26 protein-coding genes and 1 riboswitch are annotated in these 23888 nt (G+C 71.0%); of the genes, 8 read left to right on the forward strand and 18 right to left on the reverse strand.

Going from position 1 to position 23888, the window contains the following annotated elements; all coding sequences use genetic code 11:
* Positions 1 to 69: 69 nt before the first annotated feature.
* A complete protein-coding gene (locus ABD951_RS22655) occupies positions 70 to 885 on the forward strand; it encodes an exodeoxyribonuclease III (protein ID WP_345350562.1) in 816 nt (271 codons plus the stop codon).
* A gap of 88 nt (positions 886 to 973) precedes the next feature.
* Here the strand turns inward: ABD951_RS22655 and ABD951_RS22660 are convergent, their stop codons facing one another.
* From ABD951_RS22660 to ABD951_RS22670, 3 genes are all read right to left on the reverse strand, one after another.
* Entirely contained in the window at positions 974 to 1402 is a 429-nt protein-coding gene (locus ABD951_RS22660) for an SPW repeat protein (protein ID WP_345350565.1), read from the reverse strand.
* A gap of 108 nt (positions 1403 to 1510) precedes the next feature.
* Entirely contained in the window at positions 1511 to 1918 is a 408-nt protein-coding gene (locus ABD951_RS22665) for a GNAT family N-acetyltransferase (RefSeq protein ID WP_425569917.1), read from the reverse strand.
* A gap of 103 nt (positions 1919 to 2021) precedes the next feature.
* A complete protein-coding gene (locus ABD951_RS22670) occupies positions 2022 to 2363 on the reverse strand; it encodes a GNAT family N-acetyltransferase (protein WP_345350568.1) in 342 nt (113 codons plus the stop codon).
* Positions 2364 to 2649: 286 nt separating this feature from the next.
* Between ABD951_RS22670 and thiC the strand changes: the two genes are divergently transcribed.
* Together thiC and thiD are read left to right on the forward strand one after the other, a co-directional pair.
* Entirely contained in the window at positions 2650 to 4329 is a 1680-nt protein-coding gene (gene thiC / locus ABD951_RS22675) for a phosphomethylpyrimidine synthase ThiC (RefSeq protein WP_345350571.1), read from the forward strand.
* Positions 4330 to 4340: 11 nt separating this feature from the next.
* On the forward strand, positions 4341 to 5180 hold the full coding sequence (gene thiD, locus ABD951_RS22680; RefSeq protein ID WP_345350574.1) for a bifunctional hydroxymethylpyrimidine kinase/phosphomethylpyrimidine kinase: 840 nt from the start codon (positions 4341 to 4343) through the stop codon (positions 5178 to 5180).
* A 16-nt stretch (positions 5181 to 5196) separates the two neighbouring features.
* Here thiD and ABD951_RS22685 read toward each other — a convergent pair whose 3' ends face one another.
* The gene (locus ABD951_RS22685; protein WP_345350577.1) at positions 5197 to 5382 is read right to left on the reverse strand and encodes a hypothetical protein; all 186 of its coding nucleotides are present in this window, start codon (positions 5380 to 5382) and stop codon (positions 5197 to 5199) included.
* Between the two features lie 555 nt (positions 5383 to 5937).
* Complete coding sequence (locus ABD951_RS22690; protein ID WP_345350580.1) at positions 5938 to 6534, reverse strand: TetR/AcrR family transcriptional regulator; 597 nt, start codon at positions 6532 to 6534, stop codon at positions 5938 to 5940.
* Between the two features lie 53 nt (positions 6535 to 6587).
* Between ABD951_RS22690 and zapE the strand changes: the two genes are divergently transcribed.
* Positions 6588 to 7691 carry a cell division protein ZapE gene (zapE, locus tag ABD951_RS22695; RefSeq protein WP_345350583.1) on the forward strand — a complete coding sequence of 368 codons (1104 nt, stop codon included), beginning with the start codon at positions 6588 to 6590 and terminating at the stop codon, positions 7689 to 7691.
* 15 nt (positions 7692 to 7706) lie between these two features.
* Here the strand turns inward: zapE and ABD951_RS22700 are convergent, their stop codons facing one another.
* The 7 genes from ABD951_RS22700 to thiO form a co-directional block, all read right to left on the reverse strand.
* Entirely contained in the window at positions 7707 to 8522 is an 816-nt protein-coding gene (locus tag ABD951_RS22700; protein ID WP_345350586.1) for an adenylate/guanylate cyclase domain-containing protein, read from the reverse strand.
* A gap of 95 nt (positions 8523 to 8617) precedes the next feature.
* Positions 8618 to 9409, reverse strand: a complete 792-nt coding sequence (locus tag ABD951_RS22705) for an ABC transporter permease (protein WP_345350589.1) — start codon at positions 9407 to 9409, stop codon at positions 8618 to 8620.
* Entirely contained in the window at positions 9409 to 10344 is a 936-nt protein-coding gene (locus ABD951_RS22710) for an ABC transporter ATP-binding protein (protein WP_345350592.1), read from the reverse strand. The genes ABD951_RS22705 and ABD951_RS22710 overlap by 1 nt, the downstream gene beginning before the upstream one ends.
* A 268-nt stretch (positions 10345 to 10612) precedes the next feature.
* Positions 10613 to 11560, reverse strand: a complete 948-nt coding sequence (ppk2, locus tag ABD951_RS22715; protein ID WP_345350729.1) for a polyphosphate kinase 2 — start codon at positions 11558 to 11560, stop codon at positions 10613 to 10615.
* 114 nt (positions 11561 to 11674) lie between these two features.
* Positions 11675 to 12430, reverse strand: a complete 756-nt coding sequence (gene thiG / locus ABD951_RS22720; protein WP_345350595.1) for a thiazole synthase — start codon at positions 12428 to 12430, stop codon at positions 11675 to 11677.
* On the reverse strand, positions 12423 to 12638 hold the full coding sequence (gene thiS, locus ABD951_RS22725; protein WP_345350598.1) for a sulfur carrier protein ThiS: 216 nt from the start codon (positions 12636 to 12638) through the stop codon (positions 12423 to 12425). Before thiS ends, thiG begins: the two co-directional genes overlap by 8 nt.
* Positions 12639 to 12646: 8 nt before the next feature.
* Positions 12647 to 13723 carry a glycine oxidase ThiO gene (gene thiO / locus ABD951_RS22730; RefSeq protein WP_345350601.1) on the reverse strand — a complete coding sequence of 359 codons (1077 nt, stop codon included), beginning with the start codon at positions 13721 to 13723 and terminating at the stop codon, positions 12647 to 12649.
* Positions 13720 to 13832: riboswitch (TPP riboswitch) on the reverse strand. It overlaps the preceding gene by 4 nt.
* Positions 13833 to 13857: 25 nt before the next feature.
* Here thiO and thiE point away from each other — a divergent pair.
* Positions 13858 to 14571: a thiamine phosphate synthase gene (thiE, locus tag ABD951_RS22735; protein WP_345350604.1), complete on the forward strand. Its 714-nt coding sequence runs from the start codon at positions 13858 to 13860 to the stop codon at positions 14569 to 14571.
* A gap of 39 nt (positions 14572 to 14610) precedes the next feature.
* Here thiE and ABD951_RS22740 read toward each other — a convergent pair whose 3' ends face one another.
* Positions 14611 to 15483 carry an NUDIX hydrolase gene (locus ABD951_RS22740; protein WP_345350732.1) on the reverse strand — a complete coding sequence of 291 codons (873 nt, stop codon included), beginning with the start codon at positions 15481 to 15483 and terminating at the stop codon, positions 14611 to 14613.
* 175 nt (positions 15484 to 15658) lie between these two features.
* Here ABD951_RS22740 and ABD951_RS22745 point away from each other — a divergent pair, with 175 nt between their 5' ends.
* The 3 genes from ABD951_RS22745 to ABD951_RS22755 all read left to right on the forward strand — a co-directional run bounded on the left by ABD951_RS22745 (position 15659) and on the right by ABD951_RS22755 (position 20298).
* Positions 15659 to 16993: a hypothetical protein gene (locus ABD951_RS22745; protein ID WP_345350607.1), complete on the forward strand. Its 1335-nt coding sequence runs from the start codon at positions 15659 to 15661 to the stop codon at positions 16991 to 16993.
* A gap of 77 nt (positions 16994 to 17070) precedes the next feature.
* A complete protein-coding gene (locus tag ABD951_RS22750) occupies positions 17071 to 18006 on the forward strand; it encodes a glutamate ABC transporter substrate-binding protein (protein ID WP_425569918.1) in 936 nt (311 codons plus the stop codon).
* Between the two features lie 3 nt (positions 18007 to 18009).
* Positions 18010 to 20298 carry a serine/threonine-protein kinase gene (locus ABD951_RS22755; RefSeq protein WP_345350610.1) on the forward strand — a complete coding sequence of 763 codons (2289 nt, stop codon included), beginning with the start codon at positions 18010 to 18012 and terminating at the stop codon, positions 20296 to 20298.
* Positions 20299 to 20313: 15 nt separating this feature from the next.
* On the opposite strand, the gene frdD is transcribed toward ABD951_RS22755, so the two are convergent.
* The 5 genes from frdD to ABD951_RS22780 are packed head-to-tail and all read right to left on the reverse strand — an operon-like array spanning position 20314 to position 23794.
* On the reverse strand, positions 20314 to 20682 hold the full coding sequence (gene frdD / locus ABD951_RS22760) for a fumarate reductase subunit FrdD (RefSeq protein WP_345350613.1): 369 nt from the start codon (positions 20680 to 20682) through the stop codon (positions 20314 to 20316).
* The gene (locus ABD951_RS22765; protein WP_345350616.1) at positions 20679 to 21068 is read right to left on the reverse strand and encodes a fumarate reductase subunit C; all 390 of its coding nucleotides are present in this window, start codon (positions 21066 to 21068) and stop codon (positions 20679 to 20681) included. The genes frdD and ABD951_RS22765 overlap by 4 nt, the downstream gene beginning before the upstream one ends.
* On the reverse strand, positions 21065 to 21799 hold the full coding sequence (locus ABD951_RS22770; RefSeq protein WP_345350619.1) for a succinate dehydrogenase/fumarate reductase iron-sulfur subunit: 735 nt from the start codon (positions 21797 to 21799) through the stop codon (positions 21065 to 21067). The genes ABD951_RS22765 and ABD951_RS22770 overlap by 4 nt, the downstream gene beginning before the upstream one ends.
* Positions 21800 to 21806: 7 nt before the next feature.
* Positions 21807 to 23549 carry a fumarate reductase (quinol) flavoprotein subunit gene (frdA, locus tag ABD951_RS22775; RefSeq protein ID WP_345350622.1) on the reverse strand — a complete coding sequence of 581 codons (1743 nt, stop codon included), beginning with the start codon at positions 23547 to 23549 and terminating at the stop codon, positions 21807 to 21809.
* Between the two features lie 11 nt (positions 23550 to 23560).
* On the reverse strand, positions 23561 to 23794 hold the full coding sequence (locus tag ABD951_RS22780; protein WP_345350625.1) for a hypothetical protein: 234 nt from the start codon (positions 23792 to 23794) through the stop codon (positions 23561 to 23563).
* Positions 23795 to 23888 lie beyond the last annotated feature (94 nt).

The following is a 23888-nucleotide window of genomic DNA, read 5'->3' on the forward strand; positions in this document are numbered from 1 at the left end:
CCGCTCCCGACTCCGTCGCCCCGTCACCCACGGGGCGGCGGCGTCGGTGGGCGGCGCTACGCTGCGGGTGTGCGACTGGCGACGTGGAATGTGAACTCGGTTCGGGCCCGGACCGACCGGATCGTGGACTGGCTGACGCGCTCCGACACGGACGTGCTGGCCATCCAGGAGACCAAGTGCCGCGACGACCAGTTCCCGACGGAGCGGTTCACGGACCTCGGCTACGAGGTCGCGCACGTCGGCCTGAGCCAGTGGAACGGCGTGGCGATCCTCTCCCGGGTCGGGCTCGAGGACGTGCAGGTCGGGTTCGAGGGCCAGCCCGGCTTCGCGAAGCCGGCCGACGGCGGCCTCGACATCGCGACCCCGGTCGTCGAGGCCCGCGCGATCGGCGCGACGTGCGGCGGGGTGCGGGTGTGGAGCCTGTACGTGCCGAACGGCCGTGAGCTGTCGGATCCGCACTACGTGTACAAGCTGGACTGGCTGGCGACTCTCCGCGACGATGCCGCGAAGTGGCTGGCCGACGACCCGAACGCGCAGATCGCGCTCGTCGGCGACTGGAACGTCGCCCCGACCGACGAGGACGTGTGGGAGCCGGCGCTGTTCGAGGGCAAGACGCACACGTCGCAGCCGGAGCGGGACGCGTTCCTCGCGTTCGAGGAGGTCGGGTTCACCGAGGTCACCCGGCCGCACACACCGGGTCCCGGCGTGTACACCTATTGGGACTACACCCAGTTGCGGTTCCCGAAGCGGCAGGGCATGCGGATCGACTTCCAGCTCGCGTCGCCGGCGCTGGCGGCCCGGGTGACCGGCGCGTCCATCGACCGCGAGGAACGAAAAGGCAAGGGCGCCAGCGATCATGCCCCGGTGATCGTCGAACTGGCCTGATCCCGGCCACAGGTCGGGGGCGGCCGTGTCACCGGACCGCCCCCGCTGTTCTCACCCCTGGACCCGTCGGCGCGGGCCTCCCGGCGCCTCACCCGCGGGCGCGCATGAACCCCACTCCCATCAGACCGAGACCCAGTACCACCACCACCGCCCCGCAGGCGACGTTGGACCAGATCATTCCGGCGGTCGTCGACACTCCCACGACGACCCACGGCGAGATGATCATCCACACGCCGAGAACCGGCATCGCGAATGCCAACCCGTACAGTCGGCCCAGCGCCGCCGCGAAACCGAACGCGAGCAGTGCGGCCGCGCAACCGGTGATCAGGTTGCTGACCATCAGCGCGGTCGTGCCGTGGAATCCGACGATCCACGGCGAGGCGGCCATGTAGAGGCCTGCCAGCATGAGCAGACCCTCGTTGGTCTGCGTCACCGGATTGCTCGCGGCCTCGTCGTAGCGATGGCGTAACGCAGCAATGTCAGGGTGCTTCTCGATCGGCAGGTTCGCTGTCGACATGATGCACTCACCTCCTCGAGATGCAGAGGGATCGACACGACCCTCTGCCTTCGATTCTATTGCGGGAGCACGCCTGCGGCGCCGACCAGATCGTGCCGTACCGTCCGGTCAGACGGCCTCGTCGAGCAGCGGCAGGTACTCGGTGTGGACGCCGAGGTACCGCTGCACGTAGGTGCAGACCGGGTGCAGCCGCCACCCCCGCACCCGGGCCTCCTCGAGCACCTCGTGGACGAGGACGGCTGCCCAGCCGCGGCCACCGTGGTCCTCGGTGACAACCGTGTGCATCAGGGCCACCGCGGCACCGAACCCCGGAACTCCGTCGACGTCGTCGACCCGGCGGTAGCCGAGGATGCCGACCAGCTCGCCGTCGACCCAGAGGTCGAATCGGGAGTGCGCCGGGTTGTCCTCGACCTGGGCCAGGTCGGGGTCGGCGAGCGCGGTGACAGGGTGCGTCACCGGAGGGACCGCCGCGATGTGCCGCTTGAACATGTGCTCCACCTCCTCGTGCACATCCATGCAAGCAGGGCGGGAACCGATCCGCCGCCCGACGAGCGCCGGTCTGCCGAGTTGTCGCCCATCCTTCGCGGAATCGTGGCCGAATCGCCGCCCGGCGGACTCCTCACACCGGGACGAGCATGTCCCGATAGTCGGGGTTCGCGGCGACGAACCGCTGCAGGTACGTGCAGACGGGCCGCACCCGCCACCCGTACTCGCGGGCCGCGTCGAGCGCGCGCCGCACCATCACGGCGGCCAGCCCGCGGTGTCCGAAGTCCTCCACGATCACGGTGTGCAGGAAGGAGACGACGGGCGCGGCCGTCGTCCGTTTCGTCCGGATGGTCCCGCCGTTCGTGTCCAGGTCGTAATAGCCCAGGATGCCGACGAGGTCCCCGTTGAGCCACAGCTCGAAACGACTCTGAGCTGCGTTGTTGGTCACCTCTGCGGTCGGCGTGTCCGCAATCATCGGTCGTTCTCCCTACCCACCCGTAACGAAAATGTGATCCACGCCACTATAAAGTCGCACCCCCTCCGCGCGACAGGGAACGAGCAGAAAACACCCCGACCCGTCGGGGACCGCACCGACCCCACTGGCGCCGGGCGCACTCGCGCGGCTATCGTCGCGGGCGACAATTCAACAACCCACGGGGGCTCGCACCAGCGGGCTGAGAGGACGGCTAGCTCATTTCGAGCGCGCAGGGCCGTCGACCGTATGAACCTGACCGGGTAATGCCGGCGTAGGGAGAAATTCCATGAGGGACACCTCTGCCGTTTCCGGCACGGACACTGCTGCCGTCTCGGGCGCCGACACCACGCGCACGGCCGTCACCACCGGCCCGATCGAGGGCAGCAGCAAGCAGTACCTGGACGTCGACGGCCTGTCGGTGCCGGTGCGTCGCGTCCACCTGAGCACGGGCGACCACCTCGACCTGTACGACACCTCCGGGCCGTACACGGACACCTCCGCACAGATCGATCTCGAGGCCGGTCTGCCGCCGGTGCGTTCGGCCTGGCCGCGGCCGGACGGCGCGACCACCCAGCTCGGCTGGGCACGCGCCGGCGTGATCACCGACGAGATGCGCTATTGCGCTGCACGCGAGGGTGTTTCACCGGAGGTCGTTCGCGAGGAGGTCGCGGCGGGCCGGGCGGTGATCCCGGCGAACCGGCAACATCCGGAGCTCGAGCCGATGGTGATCGGCAAGCGGTTCGCGGTGAAGATCAACGCGAACATCGGCAATTCGGCGGTCACGTCGTCGATCGCCGAGGAGGTCGAGAAGATGGTGTGGGCCACCCGATGGGGCGCCGACACGATCATGGACCTGTCCACCGGCAAGAACATCCACGAGACGCGGGAGTGGATCCTGCGCAACTCCCCCGTCCCGGTCGGGACGGTGCCGATCTATCAGGCACTCGAGAAGGTCGGCGGCGACCCGACGAAGCTCACCTGGGAGTTGTACCGCGACACGGTGATCGAGCAGTGCGAGCAGGGTGTGGACTACATGACCGTGCACGCGGGCGTCCTGCTGCGGTACGTGCCGCTCACGGCGAAGCGGGTCACCGGCATCGTCTCCCGCGGCGGGTCGATCATGGCCGCCTGGTGCCTGGCGCACCATCGGGAATCGTTCCTGTACACGCACTTCGAGGAGCTGTGCGAGATCCTCGCCCGCTACGACGTGACGTTCTCGCTCGGCGACGGACTGCGACCCGGGTCGATCGCCGACGCCAACGACGAGGCCCAGTTCGCCGAGCTGCGCACCCTCGGGGAACTGACGAAGATCGCGAAATCCCATGGCGTGCAGGTGATGATCGAGGGCCCCGGGCACGTGCCGATGCACAAGATCGTGGAGAACGTGCGCCTCGAGGAGGAGTGGTGCGAGGAGGCCCCGTTCTACACCCTGGGGCCGCTCGCCACCGACATCGCGCCGGCCTACGACCACATCACCTCCGCGATCGGCGCGGCGATGATCGCCCAGGCCGGTACCGCGATGCTGTGCTACGTGACCCCGAAGGAGCACCTCGGCCTGCCGAATCGGGACGACGTGAAGGTCGGTGTCATCACCTACAAGATCGCCGCCCATGCCGCCGACCTGGCGAAGGGGCACCCGCGGGCGCAGGAGCGGGACGACGCCCTGTCGACGGCACGGTTCGAGTTCCGCTGGCGCGACCAGTTCGCCCTGTCGCTGGATCCGGACACCGCCCGCGAGTACCACGACGAGACGCTGCCCGCCGAGCCGGCGAAGACGGCGCACTTCTGCTCGATGTGCGGCCCGAAGTTCTGCTCGATGCGGATCTCCGCGGACGTGCGGGCGTACGCCGAGGAACACGGGCTGACCGACACCGCGGCCCTCGAGGCCGGGATGGCGGAGAAGTCCGGGGAGTTCACCGAGGCCGGTGGCCAGGTGTATCTGCCCGTGGTCCCGGCGGCTCGATAGGCTCTCTCCTCGTGAACCTGCTGCCGCTGACCCCCGACGGGCAGACGCCCGTCCGCGTCCTCACCATCGCCGGAACCGACTCCGGTGGCGGTGCGGGCATCCAGGCCGACTCCCGCACGATGGCTCTGCTCGGCGTGCACGCCTGCGTCGCCGTCGCGGCCGTGACCGTGCAGAACTCGGTGGGGGTCAGCGGCTTTCACGAGATCCCGCCCGAGATCGTCGCCGACCAGGTGCGCTCGGTGGTCGGTGACATCGGGGTGAGCGCGGCGAAGACCGGGATGCTGGCGTCCACCGCGATCATCGAGTCCGTCGCGCGGGTGTGCGGCGAGGTCGGGATCGGCCGGGACCGGCCGGTGCCGCTGGTGGTGGATCCGGTGTGCGCGTCGATGCACGGCGACCCACTGCTGCACGCGGAGGCCCTCGACGCGGTGCGTCACACGCTGATCCCGCTCGCGTCGCTCGTCACGCCGAACCTCGACGAGGTCCGCTTGATCACCGGAATCGAGGTCGTCGACGACGCGTCCGCGCGTCGGGCGGCGCAGGCGCTGCACGACCTGGGCGCGCAGTGGGCGCTGGTGAAGGGCGGGCACCTGCGGACCTCGACCGAGTCCACGGATCTGCTGTTCGACGGCGAGTCGTTCCACGAGTTCACGAGCCCGCGCATCGACACCGGCAACGATCACGGCGGCGGGGACACGCTGGCCGCCGCGGTGGCGTGCGCGCTCGCGCACGGCTACCCGATGCCGGACGCGGTGGAGTTCGGCAAGCAGTGGGTGACACGCTGCCTCGCCGCGTCGTACGACCTCGGCGCGGGTCACGGCCCCGTCTCGCCGCTCTGGCGCCTGCACTGACGGCGCCGGACCGGGATCAGCGCGAATAGTCCCGGAACGTCATCACGGCCGCGACGAGGATCACCGCCGCCGCGACGATGTAGACGGCGATCCGGAACCAGTAGGGCCCGAATTCGTAGTAGTTCACCGCGAACGCACCGAACATCGAGGCGAGGATCAGAACCATTCCGTACAGGGGCGTCCGCTGCTCCCGATCAGCCATGCCTTCAGTGTCCGCGCCGCCACGGCCGGTGGCAATCCCCGCCCCCGGCCGTCACCGCGCGGCCTCGCCGCGACGGGGCGCCGACGCAGCCCGGTCCGACCGGCGTGCCCGAATTCGCGGTGACCGTCTCGGTGGGACCGCCGGGGCGTCCTCCGGCCGGCTTCGTGGCCGCACCGACCGCGATCGCCGGAACATTCGAACGTCTCGAGACCACGGCCACACCGGTGGCACAGTTCCGCTCACGCAGTCGCCTCATCATCCGGGTCGTCTCCATCGGCTCGGTCGTGGTGACGTCGACCCCCGCGCCGTGCGTCGATCGAGACGGGCGCGAGTTCGCGGCTCCCGGCTCGCACAGCGCGACGATTCCGGAGGTCCTGCCGACGGAGGGCACTGTCATGAATTGACACCTCCTGCTGACCGAGCAGCAGGAGCGTCCGCCATGGTGGATGAATCGGCTTGCCGTGCAGCACTTCACCGATGACGGCCCCGACCCGAGGTCTCCGCCCACGCCATCGGTCCGTCGCCGTGTGGGCAGGTGCCGACGGTCCGTCCACGTCACCGGGCGCGGAGCGCCTCGAGCCAGAGCGCGACCGCGGCGCGAAGCTCGAGAGCACGCGCATCCGGGTCGCCCGAGCTCTCGTAAGCGCGTGAGCCGCAGGTCATGTCGAAGAGGAGTCCTTCGAGCAGGCTGATCAGGTCACGCGCGGCTCCCGACGCGTCACCCGCTCCGAGCGTGCGCATCAGTTCGGTCGCCGCCGCCACCGAGAACACGCTCGCTGCCAGTGCGGCACGCATGTCCGGGTCCGTGCCGCCGTCGACCGACAGCGCGTAGCGCGCGAGCACGTCGCGGCGCCGGGTGGTCAGCAGCGTCTCGACGTAGTCGGCGATCAGGTCGGCGGCCTTGTCCGGCGTCGGTTGGCCCCCGCCGGCGGGGCGGAGTCGGCCGAACGCGTCGCGGGAACGCTCGGTGAGGTGGGTGACGGCCGCGGTGACCAGGGCGTGGCGCGTTCGGAAGTAGTAGGACGTCGAACCCTTCGCGAGGCCGAGTTGTCTGTCGATCGCCTGGTGCGTGATCGCGTGGTTGCCGCCGGCAGCGGCAAGGTCCAGTGCGGCGTCGCAGATCGACTCTCGACGGGACGGGTGGTGAGGCATCTCTCAATCCTCTCAGTGCGTCACGATCCCTCTACGATAATAGAGTCGGGATCATGAGATGGCACCGACGAGCCGCCCGTCCCGCCCCGTCCTTGCAGGTTCCGGCGAGCGCTTTCGCCGCTGCCGCGCACGAACAGGGATTCGTCCTCGACCCCGCTCAGGTCCGGGCGATCGATCGACTGACCACCGACCCCGGGCGCGGGATCTATCTCTGGGGCCCGGTCGGACGGGGCAAGAGTTGGCTGATGGCAACCTACTTCGCGGCACTGCCGACCGATCGCAAGGTCCGCCTCCACTTCCACGAGTTCTTCCGTGACCTGCACACAGCGATTCGGCGGCAGACGGGCGATCTCGACGCGGCGATCGACGACCTCCTCGGCGACGTGTCGGTGGTGTGTTTCGACGAGTTCCACGTTCACGACCCCGCGGACGGCGTGTTCATCGGACGCCTGCTGCCGGCGCTGCTCGACCGCGACGTCCGGCTGATCCTGACCTCGAACCACCCGCCCGGTGATCTGATGCCCAATCCGCTGTTCCATCAGGGCTTCGCTCCGACGATCGACCTGATCGAACGCGCACTGACCGTCGTCACGGTCGACGGACCGACCGACTACCGCACGACCTCCGACCACGCCACCGGCTTCGCCGCGGGCGCATGGGTGACGCCCGGGACCCACGACCAACTCGGCCGGCTCGGCCTGACCGTTCCCCCGCCCTCCGAACAGGTGGAACTGGCACCCGCCGGGCATCCCGTCCGAGCGCTGCGCGCGGAACCGGGATGCCTGTGGTTCGACTTCGCCGACCTGTGCGGACACACCACGGCCCCGGCCGACTATCTCGCCCTGGCATCCCGGTATCACCGCTGGGTGGTCGACGGCGTTCCGGACCTGCACGCGGCCGGACGCGAACCGGCACAACGCTTCGCCAACCTCGTCGACGTTCTGTACGACCACGACATCCACACGGTGTTCCTGGCCGGGACTCCCCTCGACGGCCTGGCGACCGCGGACGCCCGGCTCCCCGTCGAGATCGCGCGGATCACGAGCCGGCTCGGTCAGCTGCGGACCGTCCGAACCGGCGAACCCCGGTCGCCGGAGGGACACCCCGACCGGAAGACCCCAGCGGGTCGCGAGGTGCTCGGTCAACCCGCACGCTGAGAGCGGCCCGCCGGGTCAACCCCGATGGATCGTGTACATCTGCAGGTCCGCGGGCACTCCCCGCGGTGCCGACGCGAACAGCCCCCGCCGGTGTGGGCGGGCCCGCAGCCCGAGCTCGCCGAGCCGGTCCGAGCCCAGAGCGTCCATCGTGGTCGACGACGCCATCACCTTGCCGTCGGCCCCGGCCTGCATGACCCGGGCGGCGACGTTGACGTCGACACCGAGCCAGTCGGCGCCGACCCGGCGCGGGACGCCGGTGTGCACGCCGACCCGCATCCGCGGCCGGAAGCCGCCGTATTCGACCGTCGCGAGCGCGTCCCGCGCGGCGAACGTGGCCTCGAGTGCCCGGTCGGGTCGGGCGAAGACGGCCATCATCCCGTCGCCCATCCGTTTGACGACGTGTCCGCCGTGGTCGATCACGGGCGGTTCGATCGCGCGGGCCACCTCGCGCAGCATCTCGACGGTGGTCTCGTCGCCGGCGGCGAGCGCGAAGTCCGAGTAGCCGACCAGGTCGGTGAACACGACCGTCATCTCCCGGGTGCCGCGGCCGCGACCGGTGCGTTCGAGCAGCGCCTGCCACAGCTGCAATGCCCCGAGGCCGACCTCGCGGGTGGCGCCGGGGGTGTCGTCGAGGAGGCGGTCGGCGACGCGGGCGACCGCCCGTGGACCGCCCGGTCCGGCGGTGGAGAGCGGATCCCCGAACCCGGGGTCGCCGGGCAGCGCCCGCCGCACCCGGCGGACCGCGTCGACGACGGCGGGGGCGGTGTCGACGGACCTGACCCACGCCAGCGCCGCCTCGACGCGGCCGGGGCCGTCCTCCTCCTCGCTCATCACCCGAGTGTAACGACGTGTCACAGCAAAGTAGTGGTGCGGTTGCGCAGGTCGGGGCCTCCGCAACCGCACCACCACCGTCAGCCGGGCGGCCGTCAGGCGTCGCGGCGGTTGATCACGAACAGGGCGCCACCGAACACGATCCCGACGAACACCGTGAAGTACACGAGGCTGCCCCACGGTCCCCAGTGCCAGTCGATGCCCTGATCGGCGCCGAGGAAGTGGTTGGCGTTCGCGAACGGCAGGAACGGCTGGATCTCCCGGCCCACCCGACCGAACAGCCCGAACAGCGACTCGATCAGCAGCGGCCAGAGCAGCAGGAGCGTGATCGCGCCCGCCGACTGGCGCACCAGCGAGCCGACCGCGACCGCGAGGGCCACGCACAGCAGCGCGTAGATCGGCACGCCGTAGACCGTCCGCCACGCCTCTCCGCCGGAGAGCGTCAGCTTCACGCCCGCCTCGGTGCCGGCCGTCGCCTTCGCGATCGCGTAGGCCCCGAACGTCAGCACGAACGTGAGCGCCGCACCGAAGACGCCGATCAGGGCGGCCTTGGTGATCAGTACGGTGTCGCGATGCGGGATCGCCTGGAAGGTCGTGCGGATGATGCCGAAGCGGTACTCGCTGGTCACCGCCAGCGCCGCCATGATCATCAGCACCAGCACGCCGAACCCGGTCACGCCGCTGACGGCGTCGGTCAGGGACGGCAGGAACGGCTCGATGGTGTCCTCGCCGGACGCCCGCTGATCGTTGTACGTGTCCAGGCTGACCTTCGAGGTCAGGCCGATCACGGCGGCCAGCCCGAGACCGAGTGCGATGATCACGGCCGTGCACCACCACGGCGACTTCGTCGAGGTGAGTTTGATTCGTTCTGCTGCCACGACGCCCATCAGAGCGCGCCTCCCATCACGTCCGCGTGGTATTGCACGTCGTCACCGGTCATCTTCATGAATGCGTCCTCGAGGGAACCGCGCTGCGCCGCCAGCTCGTGCAGCACGATGCCCTGGCCACCGGCGATCTGCCCGACCGCGTCCGTGGTGGTGCCGCGCACGATCAGCGCCGCGGCGCCGTCCGCACCGACGCCGTCGGTCTCGACGGCCAGGCCCTGCGCGGCGAGCGCCCCCCGCAGAACCTCGAGCTGCGGGCTGCGCACCCGCACCGACGCCTCCGACGACCGGTCGACGAATTCCTGAACCGGAGAATCGGATACGAGCCGGCCGCGACCGATCACGACGAGATGCTCTGCGGTCAAGGCCATTTCGGAGAGCAGGTGGCTCGACACCAGGACGGTGCGTCCTTCGGCGGCCAGTCGCTGCATGAACTTGCGGATCCAGACGATGCCCTCGGGGTCGAGGCCGTTGACGGGTTCGTCGAACAGCAGCACCTTCGGATCGCCGAGCAGCGCACCGGCCAAGCCGAGCCGCTGCGCCATGCCGAGCGAGAAGCCGCCCGCCTTCTTGCCGGCGACGTCGGTGAGCCCGACGAGACGCAGCACCTCGTCCACCCGGGAACCCGGAATGCCGTTGGAGGCCGCCATCCACTGCAGGTGCGCCTTCGCGGAACGGTTGGGGTGCACCCACTTCGCGTCCAGCAGGGCACCGACCGTGCGCAGCGGCTCGCGCAGCTCGTGGTACGGCTTGCCGTCGATCAACGCGACACCGGCGGTCGGCCGGTCCAGCCCGAGGATCATCCGCATCGTCGTGGACTTGCCCGCACCGTTCGGTCCGAGGAAGCCGGTGACGATGCCGGGACGGACCGAGAAGGTCAGATCGTCGACCGCTCTGACGTCCCCGAACGTCTTCGTCAAACCCCTTACTTCAATCATGACTGCCAGCATCCCGGAAATCGCCGCCGATCACATCCACCCCGGGTCGCGAGTCGTGTCATCCCCGGGGATGACTTCACCCCGGGTTCACCCCGAGATCCGCCCCGCACCCCGGCGGGCACGGCCGCGCCGAGCCCGCCACGCGAGTGGCGCCGTCCACGATCACCGCTGGACACACCGGACGTCGACATCGTTGCTGCACAACCCGATCCACGTGCCCACTCACGAGGCGACCGCGGCCCGCGACCGTCCGGCGCGCATCCGGGTGTCAGCGATGCACCTGCCCGTTGCCACTGCCGACCTCCGGCAGGGTGGGGAATCGGTTGGCCGGGTTCTCCCCCTCGTCGTACACCGTCTGGGGAGGGCCGATCAGCAACGGATCCGGCGCTCCGACGACCCGGACGTCCTTGCCGGTGTAGTCGAACTTCGACAACACCCAGCGCATCGCCTCGAGCCGGGCCCGCTTCTTGTCGTTGGACTTGACGATCGTCCACGGCGCGTGCGGGGTGTCGGTGTAGAACAGCATGTTCTCCTTGGCCTCGGTGTAGGCGTCCCACTTGTCGAGGCTGGCCAGGTCGGTCGGCGACAGCTTCCACTGCTTGACCGGGTCGGTGCTGCGGGCGACGAACCGCGCGTGCTGCTCCTCCCGCCCGACCGAGAACCAGAACTTGATCAGGTGGATGCCGGACTGCACCAGCATCCGCTCGAATTCCGGTGCCGACCTTGTGAATTCGAGGTACTCGGTGGGGGTGCAGTACCCCATCACCCGTTCGACGCCGGCCCGGTTGTACCAGGACCGGTCCATCATCACGATCTCCCCGCCCGCGGGCAGGTGCGCGACGTACCGCTGGAAGTACCACTGGGTGCGCTCGCGTTCGGTGGGCTTCTCGAGCGCCATCACGCGCGCGCCACGCGGGTTGAGGTGTTCGGTGAACCGCTTGATCGCGCCACCCTTGCCCGCCGCGTCGCGGCCCTCGAAGATGATGACGATCTTCTCGTCGTTCTCCTTGACCCATGCCTGCAGCTTCAGCATCTCGATCTGCAGCGCCCGTTTGCGGTGCTCGTACTGCCGGCGGGTCATCTTTTTGTCGTACGGGTATCCGTGCCGCCACGGCGCGTCCGGACCCTCCTCGGGCTTGGCGCGACCGGACTTGCGCAGCAGCTCACCGATCTCGTCGATCTCCGGGGTGACGTCGACCGTCTCCGGTGCGGCCATCGAGAACCGCCCGGTCGGGTCCTGCCCGTCGGCGCCCGCGTGACCGTCGTACTGCTCGTTCACGTAGTCGAGACTACCGCCACGCGGCCGCCGAGTCAGGGCACTCGAGCCGGTTCACAGGTCCGGCGACGACGCCTGCGCCCAGAACCGCTTCGGGATCCGGCCCGCCAGTCGCGCCTGGTGACCGGCGGTCACGGCCGCGGCCATCGCCGACGCCATCAGCGCCGGGTGCTTCGCGCGGGTGACCGCGGTAGCCAGCAGCACCGCGTCGCAGCCGAGTTCCATCGCCAGCGCCGCATCACTGGCGGTGCCGATGCCCGCGTCGAGGATCACCGGCACACCGGCCGCCTCGACGATCATCTCGATGTTGTGCGGGTTGCAGATGCCCAGACCGGTCCCGATCGGCGCACCGAGCGGCATGACCGCCGCACAGCCGACGTCCTCGAGCCGCTTCGCCAGTACCGGGTCGTCCGTCGTGTACGGCAGGACGATGAACCCGTCGTCGACGAGTTGTTCTGCGGCACTGACCAGTTCGATGGCATCGGGCAGCAGCGTGCGGTCGTCGGCGATGACCTCGAGCTTGACCCAGTCGGTCTCGAGCGCCTCCCGCGCCAGCCGCGCCGTCAGCACCGCCTCCGCCGCCCCACGGCAGCCCGCGGTGTTCGGCAGAGGCGCGATGTCCAACCGGCGCAACAGGTCCAGCACCCCGGTACCGCCGACCGCGTCGACGCGGCGCATCGCGACCGTGGTCAGCTCGGTGCCCGACGCGACGAGGGCCTCCTCCAGCACGGCCAGGTTCGCGGCGCCGCCTGTGCCCATGATCAGCCGGGACCCGAACGTCCGGTCGGCGATCGTCAGCTTGTCAGCCACCCTGCACCGCCGTGAGAATCTCAATCTCCCAACCCTTTTCGACGGGCCGATCCCACTGGGTCCGCGGGAACACCACCCCGTCGACCGCGACGGCGATGCCCTTCTCCGGCAGCCCGAGGTGGGCGAGAAGCTGCGCCACCGTCAGCGGCTCGGACAACTGATGGTCCTCGCCGTTGACGGTGATCCCGATGTTCACCTGGTCAGTCATCGAACTCCTCACTCGTGTGTCGACACCAGTGTGCCGAAGCGTTCGGGCCGGCAGGTCTGCGCCGCCGGCAGCGGCGTCCCCGACAGTTCCGCGACCACCGCGTCCGCGGACAGCGGGGTCAGCAGGATCCCGTTGCGTCCGTGCCCGGCGGCCAGGACCACCCGGTCGGTGACCCGGCCGAGGATCGGCAGGTTGTCCGGGCTCATCGGCCGCAGACCGGCCGCCGTCTCGTGCAGCTCGTACTCGCCGATGCTCGGCATCAGGGTTTGCGCGTCGGCGATCAGGTCCCGGACCCCGGCGACCGTCACCGCGGTGTCGTCCCCGGACTCGTGCTGGGTGGCGCCGACGACGAGACCGTCGCCGCGGGGCACCAGGTAGACGGGCCGGCCGTGGACGCTCGCCCGGATCGTCTGGCTCGGCGCGGGCGCGACCCCGGGACGGTGGTGCAGGCGCAGCACCTCCCCCTTGACCGGCCGCACCGGGAGACCGGGCCACAGCCGCGCCGCGGCGGTGCCTGCGGCCAGGACCACCTGGTCGGCGGGGAGCGACTCCGGGTCGGTGACGGCCTGCGCCACGAACGTGACACCGGCCGCGGTGCACGCGGCCCGCAGGGCCCGCACCAGGGCGCGGTTGTCGACGGCGAACTCGGCGGCGGCCAGCAGCGCCAGCCGGATCGTCGGCGCCAGCGACGGTTCCGCGGCCCGGATCTGCGCACGATCGAGCAGGTCGAGGTGGTATCCGCGCCCGTCCAGCCACTCCGCGACCGTGCGCAGGTCGGCGGCGTCCGCCGCGTCCAGCGCGACGGTCATCGAGCTCTGCGAGGTGAACAGCACCTCCCCCGTGGTGCGCTCGAGCTCCGCCCCGAAGTCGGGCCACCGGTCCAGCGAGGCGGCCCCGACGGCGAGCAGTTCGTCCTCGCCGGGCCAGCCCTCGGACAGCGGAGCCAGCATCCCGCCGGCCACCCACGACGCCCCCGACCCGACGTCGGGGTCGTACAGCGTGACGGCCCACCCGGCTCGGGACGCGCGCCAGGCGATCGACAGCCCGATCACGCCGCCGCCGACCACCGCGACGGTTCTGCTCATCACTCCACCTCACTCCCTGCGCCGGCATGATCCGGATCAGGTCTGACGGTCGGGGCTCGCGCGGCCCCCTCTCAGCCCCGCGTCCGCCGGGACTCCCGTGTCACATTCGTTCCCACAGAGACTACCGTGGACGTGTGCCAACCTCGCATGCCGGTCATCGGCCGTCCCCGCGTGAACGTCTCGCCGCCGCACGTCTGTACCTGTGCACCGACGCCCGCCGCGATCGCGGCGACCTCGCGAAGTTCGCCGACGCCGCCCTCTCCGGCGGTGTCGACATCATCCAGCTCCGCGACAAGGGCTCGGCCGGGGAGCGGGAGTTCGGGAAGCTCGAGGCCCGCGAGGAGTTGGCGTTGCTCGCGGAACTGGCCGCCGTGTGCCGCAGGCACGGCGCGCTGCTGGCCGTCAACGACCGCGCCGACATGGCGCTGGCCGCCGGCGCCGACGTGCTGCACCTCGGGCAGGGCGACCTGCCGGTGCACTACGCCCGCCAGATCGTCGGACCGGACGTGGTGATCGGGCGGTCCACCCACAGCCGCGCACAGGCGCAGCTGGCGGCGATCGAGGACGACGTCGACTACTTCTGCACCGGACCGGTGTGGGCGACCCCCACCAAGCCGGGCCGTACCGCGTCCGGGCTGGACCTCGTCCGCTCGACCGCCGAGTCCGAGCCGTCGATGCCGTGGTTCGCGATCGGCGGCATCGACGAGCAGCGGCTCCCCGAGGTGCTCGACGCCGGCGCGAACCGGATCGTCGTGGTCCGCGCGATCACCGAGGCCCGTGACCCGCAGGCCGCGGCCCGGGCCCTCGCCGACACCCTCGCCCGCAACGCGGCCGCCGCCACGCACTGACCCAACGGTTCCCGAGACGGCCGGCCGCCCGGGCCGGGTTCAGTCGAGCCAGGACAGGACGGTGGACGGCGACAGCCGCAGCACGGAAGCGGGCAGCCGGTCCCGCAGTCCCCGGTCCGCGGTCACGACGGCGGTGACCTCGCCCGGCTCGCCCGCGAGCGCGGTCACCGTTCCGGGACGCGCGGCGAGAGTGGCCAGGGCGTCGTCTCCGCTGCCTGCCGCGACGTGGACCGGGACCCGGGTGTCCATCCCGGCGACCGCTGCGGCCTGGCCTTCGAGCACCGCCTCGACCCGGGGCAGCCAGCCGAAGCCGCCGCCGGGAAGTTCGATCGTGCGCGGCATCGTCCCGGCGAGGTCGGCGAGCAGCCGGCCGGTGGCGCCGGCGCGGTCGCGCCACCACCCGTCGGGGCGGGACCCGAGGACATTGGCGGTGTCGAGGAGCAGCCGGATCGGGACGGCGCGCAGGCCGGGCCAGCTGGCCGCGAATCCGGGATGCAGTGGCAGGTCCGTCACCTGGTCCTCCGGCACCCAGCGCAGTTCGGTGCTCTCCCGGTTCGGCACGGTCTCGAGTGCGTGTGCGGCGTCCGCGATCACGGTGGTGTAGGTCCAGCCACCGCTGCCGGCACGGGCGGTGACCCGCTCGGCCCGCACCCGCAGGTGCTCGGCCGCGATCCCGGCCTCCTCCTCGGCCTCCCGGACCGCGGCGTGAGTGGTGGTCTCGTGCGAGTCCCGCGCACCGCCGGGCAGCGCCCAGGTGCCGCCCTGGTGACTCCACGCGGCGCGGTGCTGCAGCAGGACCGCCGACCCGCCACCGGGGGCCGGGGCGCGCAACAGCAACCCGGCGGCGCCGAACCGCCCCCAATAGCGGCTGCCGTCGTCGCTGTTCGACCAGCCGTCCCCGTCACCGTGCATCGACTTCGCTCCACCTGTCCCGTGCTCGACGATCACCCCGCGCCCGACCGACGAGCCGGGCGTGAGACGAAACATGTGCCCGACGAACATAGCCAGTCGTGGAACCCGAAGCGCGGTTACTGCTTATATGCTGCCCTTTGTCCGGCGATCGAGCCAGATCCGGAGGGATACGCGGGTGGTGATTCGGGTGGTCCCCTCGACGCAGCCGCGCGCCGTCGAGCCGGACTCCGACCCAGACCGGGTGTCGGCGCGAATCCGCGAGTTCGTGCGCACGACCCCGGCCCGCCTGACCGTGCTCGGGGTCGGGTTGGTCGTCGTCGCGATCGTCTCCGGGACCGTCGCCGCGGTCCAGGTCGCAGACCGGCAGCAGACCCTCGACGCCCTGCACAGCGAGGTCGAGCCGCTGGCGTACGCCGCGCAGGACCTCTACAGCGCACTGTCGGTCGCCGACGCCGCCGCCGCGACGGCGTTCATCTCCGGCGGCGTCGAGCCGACGGCGGTCCGGGACCGGTACACGACCGCGATCAGCGAGGCGTCGGCGGACCTCGTGGACGCCTCGGCCGGGATCGAACAGTCCGACGCCGTCTCCCACGACCTGCTGACCCAGTTGTCGGTGGGTGTGCCGGTGTACACCGGCCTGGTCGAGACGGCCCGCACGAACAACCGGGACGAGCACCCGGTGGGGTCGGCGTACCTGAGCGAGGCGTCGAACCTGATGCAGTCGACGCTGCTGCCGCTGGCCGAGCGGCTGCATTCGGTGCAGGCGGCGAGGGTGGTACGCACCCAGGCCGAGTTCGCGACGCCGCCGTGGCCGGCGATCGTGCTGCTGGTGGTCACGCTGGTGTCGCTGGTGGTCGCCCAAGTGCTGCTCGCCCGCGGGACCCGGCGCCGGCTCAACGCCGGGCTGATCGTCGCGTCGTTGGCGGTCGCGGCCTCGCTGGGCTGGCTGGTGACCGCCGGGGTCGTCTCGGCGGCGGCCACCTCGCGGGCCCTCGACGAGGGCGCCCGGCCGCTGTCTGACCTGACCGCGGGCCGCATCCTCGCGCAGCAGGCCCGTTCCGACGAGACACTGGGCCTGGTGCGCCGGGACTTCACCGGGAGTTTCGACGCCCAGTTCCGCCATCACGTCGACGACCTCGGCGAGGCGCTCGGCGCGCTGGCCGAGGACGGCGGGCACGCCGTCGCGGACCAGATCGCGTCCGCTCGGCACGCGCTCGACGGATGGTCGACGGCGCACGTCCGGCTGATGACGATGCTCTCGCGCGGCGACTGGACGGGCGCCACCGAGGTCGCGATCGGGCCGGGGAACGACGGCGCGGCCGCCGAGTACGCCCAGGCCGATTCGAGTCTGTCGACCGCGATCGAGGAGACGCGGACCGAGCTGCGTGGCGGCATCGAGCGGGCGGTGACGACGCTGACCGGGCTCTCAGCGGGCACACTGGTGTTGGCGGCAGTGGCGGTCGCGGGCATCGCGGCCGGTGTGTGGCCGCGATTGCGGGAGTACCAGTGAACAGGTGCGGTCGACCGACGAGACCCTCCCCGCGGGGGTGCCGGTGTCACCGCGGCGCGCTGACCACGGCGGCGGCCGTGGTCGCGGTCCTGAGCTGTGGGTGCGCTGCGGTCGAGACGGCCGAGCCGCCGGCCCACCCGCCGTACACCCAGCAGCCGATCCCGTCGGGCGCGGCGGTGGCCCCGCCGCCGGCCTCCACGGCCGCCGCCCCGGACTGCGGGGATCCGACCGCGAGCCTGCGACCGTTCCCGCCCGGCGAGACGCCTGCGTCCCCGGCCCTGGACCGCATCCGCGAGCGCGGCCGGCTGGTCGTCGGCCTCGACACGTCGAGCAACCTGTTCAGTTTCCTGGACCCGGCGACCGGCACCATCGAAGGTTTCGACGTCGACATCGCCCGCGAGGTGGCCCGCGACCTCTTCGGCGACCCGCAGCGTGTCGACTTCCGGGTCGTCGCGGCGAAGGACCGCGTCCCGGCGTTGCAGGCGGGGACCGTGGACATCGTGGTGGAGACGATGACCGTCACGTGTGAGCGGCGCGCGCAGATCGCGTTCTCGACGGTGTACTTCGAGGCACGGCAGCGGGTGCTCGCGATGCGGGGGTCGGGGGTCGAGAGCGCGGCCGACCTCGACGGCCGGCGGGTGTGCACGGTGGTGGACACGACGAACCTGCAGCACATCCAGCAGGTGCAGCCGGCCGCGACGGTGGTGACGGTGCAGAACTGGGCCGACTGTCTGGTGGTGCTGCAACAACGTCAGGTCGACGCGGTCACCACCGACGACTCGATCCTCGCGGGCCTGGCCGTGCAGGATCCGAATCTCGAGATCGTCGGTCCCGGCTTCAGTTACGAGCCGTACGGGGTCGGCGTGAACAAGGCCGACACCGATCTGGTGCGGCACGTGAACGGCACCCTCGAACGAATCCGCACGGACGGGACGTGGCAGCGGATCCACGAGCGCTGGCTCAACGTCCTGGGCCCGCCACCGCCGCCGCCGACCCCCCGCTACGAGGACTGACCGATGACCGACGACGTCGACCCTCCTCCGGCGGCCGAACACACCCAGGCCGTCCGGCCCACACAGGCCTCGCCGCCGACACAGGCCTCGCCACCGACGCAGGCCGGGGCGCCCTCCCCGGCCACGCGCGCCACGGCCGCGGGATCCGTGCCGACCCGGGGCAGCGGCCGCCGGTCCCGGTCGGGGCGCTCGCGGACCAGTGTGCGTCGCCGGATCGGTGCCGGACTGGTGGAGGTGCCGGCCGTCCGCATCCCCGACCCAGTGACCGCGGTGTTGGCGGAACCCGTTGTCGCCGAGAGCAAACGGTTCTGCTGGAAGTGCGGCGCGGCGGTGGGCCGCGGCGGGCCGGACGACACCGCGGGCAGCTGCACGAACTGCGGCACGGCGTTCGACTTCGCGCCGAAACTCGCCATCGGCGAGTTGGTGGCCGGGCAGTACGAGGTGCAGGGCTGCATTGCCCACGGGGGTCTCGGCTGGATCCACCTGGCGGTGGACCGCAACGTCTCCGACCGGTGGGTGGTGCTCAAGGGCCTGTTGCACTCCGGGGACGCGGAGGCGCAGGCCGTCGCGTTGGCGGAGCGGCAGTTCCTCGCCGAGGTGGAGCACCCGAGCATCGTGAAGATCTTCAACTTCGTCGAGCACCCGAGGCCGAACGGCATCGGGTACATCGTGATGGAGTACGTCGGCGGCCGGTCGCTGCGCGAGGTCCTGCGCAGCTGTCAACGGCCGCAGCGGTTGCCGGTCGAGCAGGCGATCGCCTATGTGCTCGAGGTGCTGCCCGCACTGGACCACCTGCACTCGATCGGCTTGGCGTACAACGACCTCAAGCCGGAGAACATCATGGTCACCGACGATCAGGTGAAGCTGATCGACCTCGGCGCGGTCGCCGGACTGGAGGACTTCGGCTACCTGTACGGCACCCCTGGGTATCAGGCACCCGAGATCATCCGGACCGGACCGACGGTCGCCACCGACATCTACACCGTGGGCCGCACCCTGGCCGTGCTGTGTCTCAACCTGCCGTCGGAGAAGGGCCGCTACCGCGACGGCATCCCGAGCCCCGACGACGCACCGCTGCTGGCCGAGCACGAGTCGCTGTATCGATTCCTGGTGCGCGCCACCGACCCCGACCCCGACCGTCGGTTCCCGAGCGCCGCCGCCGCGGCCGCACAGCTCACCGGTGTGCTTCGCGAGGTCCTGGCCCAGCAGACCGGCGAGGAACGACCCGGGCTGTCGGAGATGTTCAGCCCGGGCCGGACCGTGTTCGGCGCCGAATCGGCGGTGCACGGCACGGACGTCTACCTCGACGGTCGTGCGCGCGACGTCGCGATCGAGGGACGGGACGTCGTTGCGGCACTGGCGGTTCCGCTGTTCGATCCGTCCGACCCGAGTGCGGCGCTGATCGCGGCGACGACTCAGGCCGAGCCCGCGCAGACGCTCGACGCGATCCGCCGGGCCCGCGCGAACGGCCTCGAACACACCGTGGACGGCGGCCCCGGATTCACCGCGGAGATCGCGCTGGCGGAGGCGAAGGCCCTCCTCGACCTCGGTGACGGGACGTCCGCAGGCCGGGTCCTCGACACGATCGCCTCCGCCCGCGGCGGGGACTGGCGGGTCGACTGGTATCGCGGCATGGTGGCGTTGCTGGCCGGCGAATACGAGTCCGCGATGACCGAGTTCGACTCCACGCTGGCCGCGCTGCCCGGTGAGATCGCCCCGAAGCTCGCGCTGGCCGCGACCGCGGAACTGGTCCTGCAGCACCGGAACCCGGACGATCCCGAACGGTGGCGGGCGCTGGCCGAGCGCTATTACCGCACCGTGTGGCGCACCGACCGCGCTGTGGTGAGCGCGGCCTTCGGCCTGTCCCGCCAGCTCGCCGACCGGGGCGACATCGCCGCGGCGGTGGCCGCGCTGGACCAGATCCCGGCGACGTCACGGCTGTTCGCGACCGCGCGCATGACCGCGGCACTGACCCGGTTGTCCGGGCCGCGGATCGCGGACCTCGACGAGACGGCCTTGCGGGACGCGGCGCACCGGGTCGAGTCCCTGTCGGCCGACGAGGGCCGGGCGCCGCAGATGCGAGCCGTGGTGCTCGGCACCGCACTCGACTGGCTGCTGTCCGGTCACGTCGCCGACGACGGGCAGATCCTCGGTGCCGAGTTCACCGAACGCGGCCTGCGCACGGGCACCGAGTCCGCGCTGCGGTCGCTGGCACGCAACACCTCCGATGCCCGGCACCGGTATGCGCTCGTCGACCTGGCGAACCGGGTGCGTCCCCGCACCTGGTGGTGAGGCCGCCGTGCCGAGTCAGACCCGCAGCAGCAGGGCCGCGGCGAGGACGGAACCTGCGGCCGCGAGGCCGTAGCAGCACACCGCGGTCACCGTGCCCCCGCGGCGCAGGCCCAGACCGTGACGGAGCACGAAGCGGAAGCGGTGCGCCCAGTGGAACAGACCGAGCAGGCACACGCCGAAGAGCACCAGCCGGGTGAGCGGGTTGCGGACGAGCCCGAGCAGGTCGTCGCGGTTCGGGGCGCCCAGCCAGCCGAGCGGCACGGCGACACCGAAGATCGCCAGCAGCACCGGGACCACCATCGCGGTCGCCATTCCACCGGCACTGAACAGGAGCCACAGGATCGGTTCCGGTGTGCGCCGCGTCGCCGGCCGACCGTGCGTCATCGCAGCACCAGCCAACCGATGCCGACGGTCACCAGGACCCACACCGCATAGTGGACGCCCAGCACCGCACGAGGCGAAACACGATGTCCGCCAACCCGAACCACCATCGCCCGCGGCGCGAGCGCGAACCAGGTCACCGTGTGCAGCAGCACGAACGCGAGCGCGATCAGATTCAGCGCCACCGTCCACGGATTCGCCGCGAAGTCCAGGAATCGCTGGTACCGGTCCGCTCCCCCGCTCACCGCCGCGACCAGCATCAGCAGGAACACCACGAACCACGCGACGAACACGCAGCTGACCTCGCGCAGCGCGAACAGCAGGTAGGACCGCCGCCGCAGCCACCACAGCCGGGGCACCGGTTGCCGGTACAGGGCGGGCGCGCTCACCGCGATCCCCTCGGCAGCAGGAGCGCCGCGAGGCTGCGGCCGGCCGCGGTCAGCTTGTAACGCTGGATCGCCCCGGCCGGGTCGACGCCCTTGGGGCAGGCGGTCGAGCATTCACCGACGTACGTGCACGCCCAGATCCCGTCGGGCGAGTTCAGGACGTCGCGCCGATCCGCGGAACCGTCGTCGCGCGAGTCCAGGTTGTAGCGTTGCGCGAGCGCGATCGCGGCCGGGCCGACGAACGCCGGGTCGAGCGCGTAGACCGGGCACGCCGAGTAGCAGAGCATGCAGTTGATGCACATACTGAACTTCTTGTAGTCGTCCAATTCCTCGGGCGTCTGCAGATTTTCGCCGTCACCGTCCTCCTCGTCCCGGATGATCCAGGGCTTGACCTCCGGCAGTTTGCGCATGAAGTCACCGATGTCGACGACGAGATCGCGGATCACCGGGAAGTTGCGCAGCGGCTCGACGCGCACGGGTCCGGGCGCGTAGTCCGCCAGGAAGGTGGCGCACGCGAGTTTCGGCTCGCCGTCGACGGTCATTCCGCAACTGCCGCAGATCCCCATCCGGCACGACCACCGGTAGGACACCGTGCCGTCGACATGGTCCTTGATGTGGTTGAGTCCGTCGAGAATCGCCCACTCGCGGCGCAGGGGCACCTCGTAGGACTGGAGCACCGGCTCGTTGTCCCGCCCGGGGCGGTACCGGGACACCTGCATCGTCATCCGCTCCATCGGCGAATCACCTCCCGTAGACCCGTTCTCCCGGCGGCCACCGGGTGATCGTCACCGGCAGGAGTTCGACACGACCCCGGCCGTCGGGCTCCCTCCGGATCAGCGAGTGCGCCAGATACCGCCGGTCGTCCCGCGCCGGGAAGTCGGTCCGCTGGTGCGCGCCCCGCGACTCCTCCCGGCGCAGCGCGGAGGTCACGATCGTCTCGGCCACGTCCAGCATCGCCGACAGCTCCAGCTGGGCGGTCAGCTCGGTGTTGAACGTGCGGCTGTGGTCGTCGATCGAGGCGCGCGCGAACCGCTCCCGCAGCTCGTGCATCTTCTCCACCGCGGCGCCGAGTGTGCGCCCGTCCCGGTATATCCCGGCGGCCTCCTCGAGGGTGTGCTGCATGTCGACGCGGACGTCCGCGATCCGCTCCCCGCCGTCGGCGGCCCGGGCCAGCATCCGCTCGATCCGCCGCTCCTCGTCCCGCCCCTGTGCCAGCGCCGCGTCGTCCGGGCCGGGTGGGTTCGCGGCGACGAACTCGGCGGCCGCCCGGCCTGCGCGCGCGCCAAACACCAGCAGCTCCGGCAGCGAGTTCGAGCCGAGGCGGTTCGCACCGTTGATGCTGACGCACGCGACCTCGCCGGCCGCGTACAGCCCCGGCATCGGTGTGGCCCCGTGGATGTCGGTGTGGACGCCGCCCATCATGTAGTGCACGACCGGGCGCACCGGCACCAGATCGGTGACCGGGTCGATGTGCTCGTAGTCGCGGCACAATTCGCGTACGAACGGCAGCTTGGTGTCGATCACCTCGGCGCCGAGGTGGCGCAGGTCGAGGTGCACGACCGGCCCGTACGGCGAGTCGATGGTCCGGCCCTTCTCCATCTCGTGCACGAAGGCCTGCGACAGCCGGTCCCGGGGCCCCAGTTCCATGCTGCGCAGCCTGGGCTCGGGGGTCGGCGTCCCCAGGTCGTAGTCCTGCAGGTAGCGGTAGCCGTCCTTGTTGAGCAGCCAGCCGCCCTCGGCACGCGTCGCCTCGGTGATCAGGATGCCGGTGAACGGCAGCCCGGTCGGGTGGTACTGGACGAACTCCATGTCCTTGAGCGGGGCACCCGCGCGATACGCCAACGCCATCCCGTCGCCGGTCTTGATGTTCGCGTTGGTCGTGAACGGGAAGACCCGCCCGCATCCGCCGGTGCACACGATCACGGCGCCGGCGAGGATCGTCTCGACCCGGCCGGTGGCCAGCTCGACCGCCACCAGGCCCCGCACGCGTCCCTCGTCGACGAGCAGCGTCGTCGCGAACCACTCGTCGTAGCGGACCACGTCGCGATACGACAGCGTCGTCTGGAACAGCGTGTGCAGCAGGTGGAATCCGGTCTTGTCGGCCGCGAACCAGGTGCGCAGCTTCCGCATCCCGCCGAACGCCCGAACCGCGATGTGCCCGTCGGGCTTCCGGCTCCACGGACACCCCCAGTGCTCGAGCCGCAGCAGTTCGCGCGGCGCCTCCGCGACGAACGCCTCGACCGCGTCCTGGTCGCAGAGCCAGTCGCCGCCGGAGACGGTGTCGTAGGCGTGTTCGTCGAGGCTGTCGTCGGCACCCGCGACCGCGGCGGCGCCGCCCTCGGCGGAGACCGTGTGGCTGCGCATCGGGTACACCTTGGACACGATCGCCACGTTCAGGCCGGGGTCGGCCTCGGCGACCGCGATGGCGGCCCGCAATCCGGCCCCGCCCCCGCCGAGCACCACGATGTCGTGTGAGACGGTCATCGGAGGTCCGGTCAGGCCTCGTGGTCGCCGCTGTGCTCGTCCACGAGGACCTTGCCGTCGTGGCGGACGATGCGGACGCGGATGCTTCCGTCGTGGAACACGTGGCGGATGCGGCGGCAGCCGCACTCGTAGGTCATGTCGTCGAATTGGAGGCCTTCGGAATCGTCTTCGACGTGACGTTCCCCGCCGTACATGCCGCCGCACGGGGCACGTTCGGAGACGAAGGAGCTCTTGGTGGCGATCATCGACCGCCTCCTCCTGCACTGAGCGATGGTGGTGTGGCTCACATTCACGATACCGGCCCCGCCCGCCCGGCACGACCCCCCGACCGGCACCGGC

Origin of the sequence: Rhodococcus olei, assembly GCF_039540555.1 — a bacterium.
GTDB classification, from domain to species: domain Bacteria; phylum Actinomycetota; class Actinomycetes; order Mycobacteriales; family Mycobacteriaceae; genus Rhodococcus_G; species Rhodococcus_G olei.

Excerpts from the sequence above, each read along its gene's own strand:
- zapE (WP_345350583.1), top strand. The coding sequence starts at position 6,588 with ATGAGATGGCACCGACGAGCCGCCCGTCCCGCCCCGTCCTTGCAGGTT.
- ABD951_RS22685 (WP_345350577.1), bottom strand. The coding sequence starts at position 5,382 with ATGGCTGATCGGGAGCAGCGGACGCCCCTGTACGGAATGGTTCTGATC.
- ABD951_RS22670 (WP_345350568.1), bottom strand. The coding sequence starts at position 2,363 with ATGATTGCGGACACGCCGACCGCAGAGGTGACCAACAACGCAGCTCAG.
- ABD951_RS22660 (WP_345350565.1), bottom strand. The coding sequence starts at position 1,402 with ATGTCGACAGCGAACCTGCCGATCGAGAAGCACCCTGACATTGCTGCG.
- thiS (WP_345350598.1), bottom strand. The coding sequence starts at position 12,638 with ATGACTGACCAGGTGAACATCGGGATCACCGTCAACGGCGAGGACCAT.
- ABD951_RS22770 (WP_345350619.1), bottom strand. The coding sequence starts at position 21,799 with ATGGAGCGGATGACGATGCAGGTGTCCCGGTACCGCCCCGGGCGGGAC.
- ABD951_RS22665 (WP_425569917.1), bottom strand. The coding sequence starts at position 1,918 with ATGGATGTGCACGAGGAGGTGGAGCACATGTTCAAGCGGCACATCGCG.
- ABD951_RS22755 (WP_345350610.1), top strand. The coding sequence starts at position 18,010 with ATGACCGACGACGTCGACCCTCCTCCGGCGGCCGAACACACCCAGGCC.
- thiC (WP_345350571.1), top strand. The coding sequence starts at position 2,650 with ATGAGGGACACCTCTGCCGTTTCCGGCACGGACACTGCTGCCGTCTCG.
- ABD951_RS22700 (WP_345350586.1), bottom strand. The coding sequence starts at position 8,522 with ATGAGCGAGGAGGAGGACGGCCCCGGCCGCGTCGAGGCGGCGCTGGCG.
- ABD951_RS22705 (WP_345350589.1), bottom strand. The coding sequence starts at position 9,409 with ATGGGCGTCGTGGCAGCAGAACGAATCAAACTCACCTCGACGAAGTCG.
- ABD951_RS22710 (WP_345350592.1), bottom strand. The coding sequence starts at position 10,344 with ATGATTGAAGTAAGGGGTTTGACGAAGACGTTCGGGGACGTCAGAGCG.
- ABD951_RS22740 (WP_345350732.1), bottom strand. The coding sequence starts at position 15,483 with ATGCACGGTGACGGGGACGGCTGGTCGAACAGCGACGACGGCAGCCGC.
- ABD951_RS22780 (WP_345350625.1), bottom strand. The coding sequence starts at position 23,794 with ATGATCGCCACCAAGAGCTCCTTCGTCTCCGAACGTGCCCCGTGCGGC.
- ppk2 (WP_345350729.1), bottom strand. The coding sequence starts at position 11,560 with ATGGCCGCACCGGAGACGGTCGACGTCACCCCGGAGATCGACGAGATC.
- frdA (WP_345350622.1), bottom strand. The coding sequence starts at position 23,549 with ATGACCGTCTCACACGACATCGTGGTGCTCGGCGGGGGCGGGGCCGGA.
- ABD951_RS22690 (WP_345350580.1), bottom strand. The coding sequence starts at position 6,534 with ATGCCTCACCACCCGTCCCGTCGAGAGTCGATCTGCGACGCCGCACTG.
- frdD (WP_345350613.1), bottom strand. The coding sequence starts at position 20,682 with ATGACGCACGGTCGGCCGGCGACGCGGCGCACACCGGAACCGATCCTG.
- thiO (WP_345350601.1), bottom strand. The coding sequence starts at position 13,723 with ATGAGCAGAACCGTCGCGGTGGTCGGCGGCGGCGTGATCGGGCTGTCG.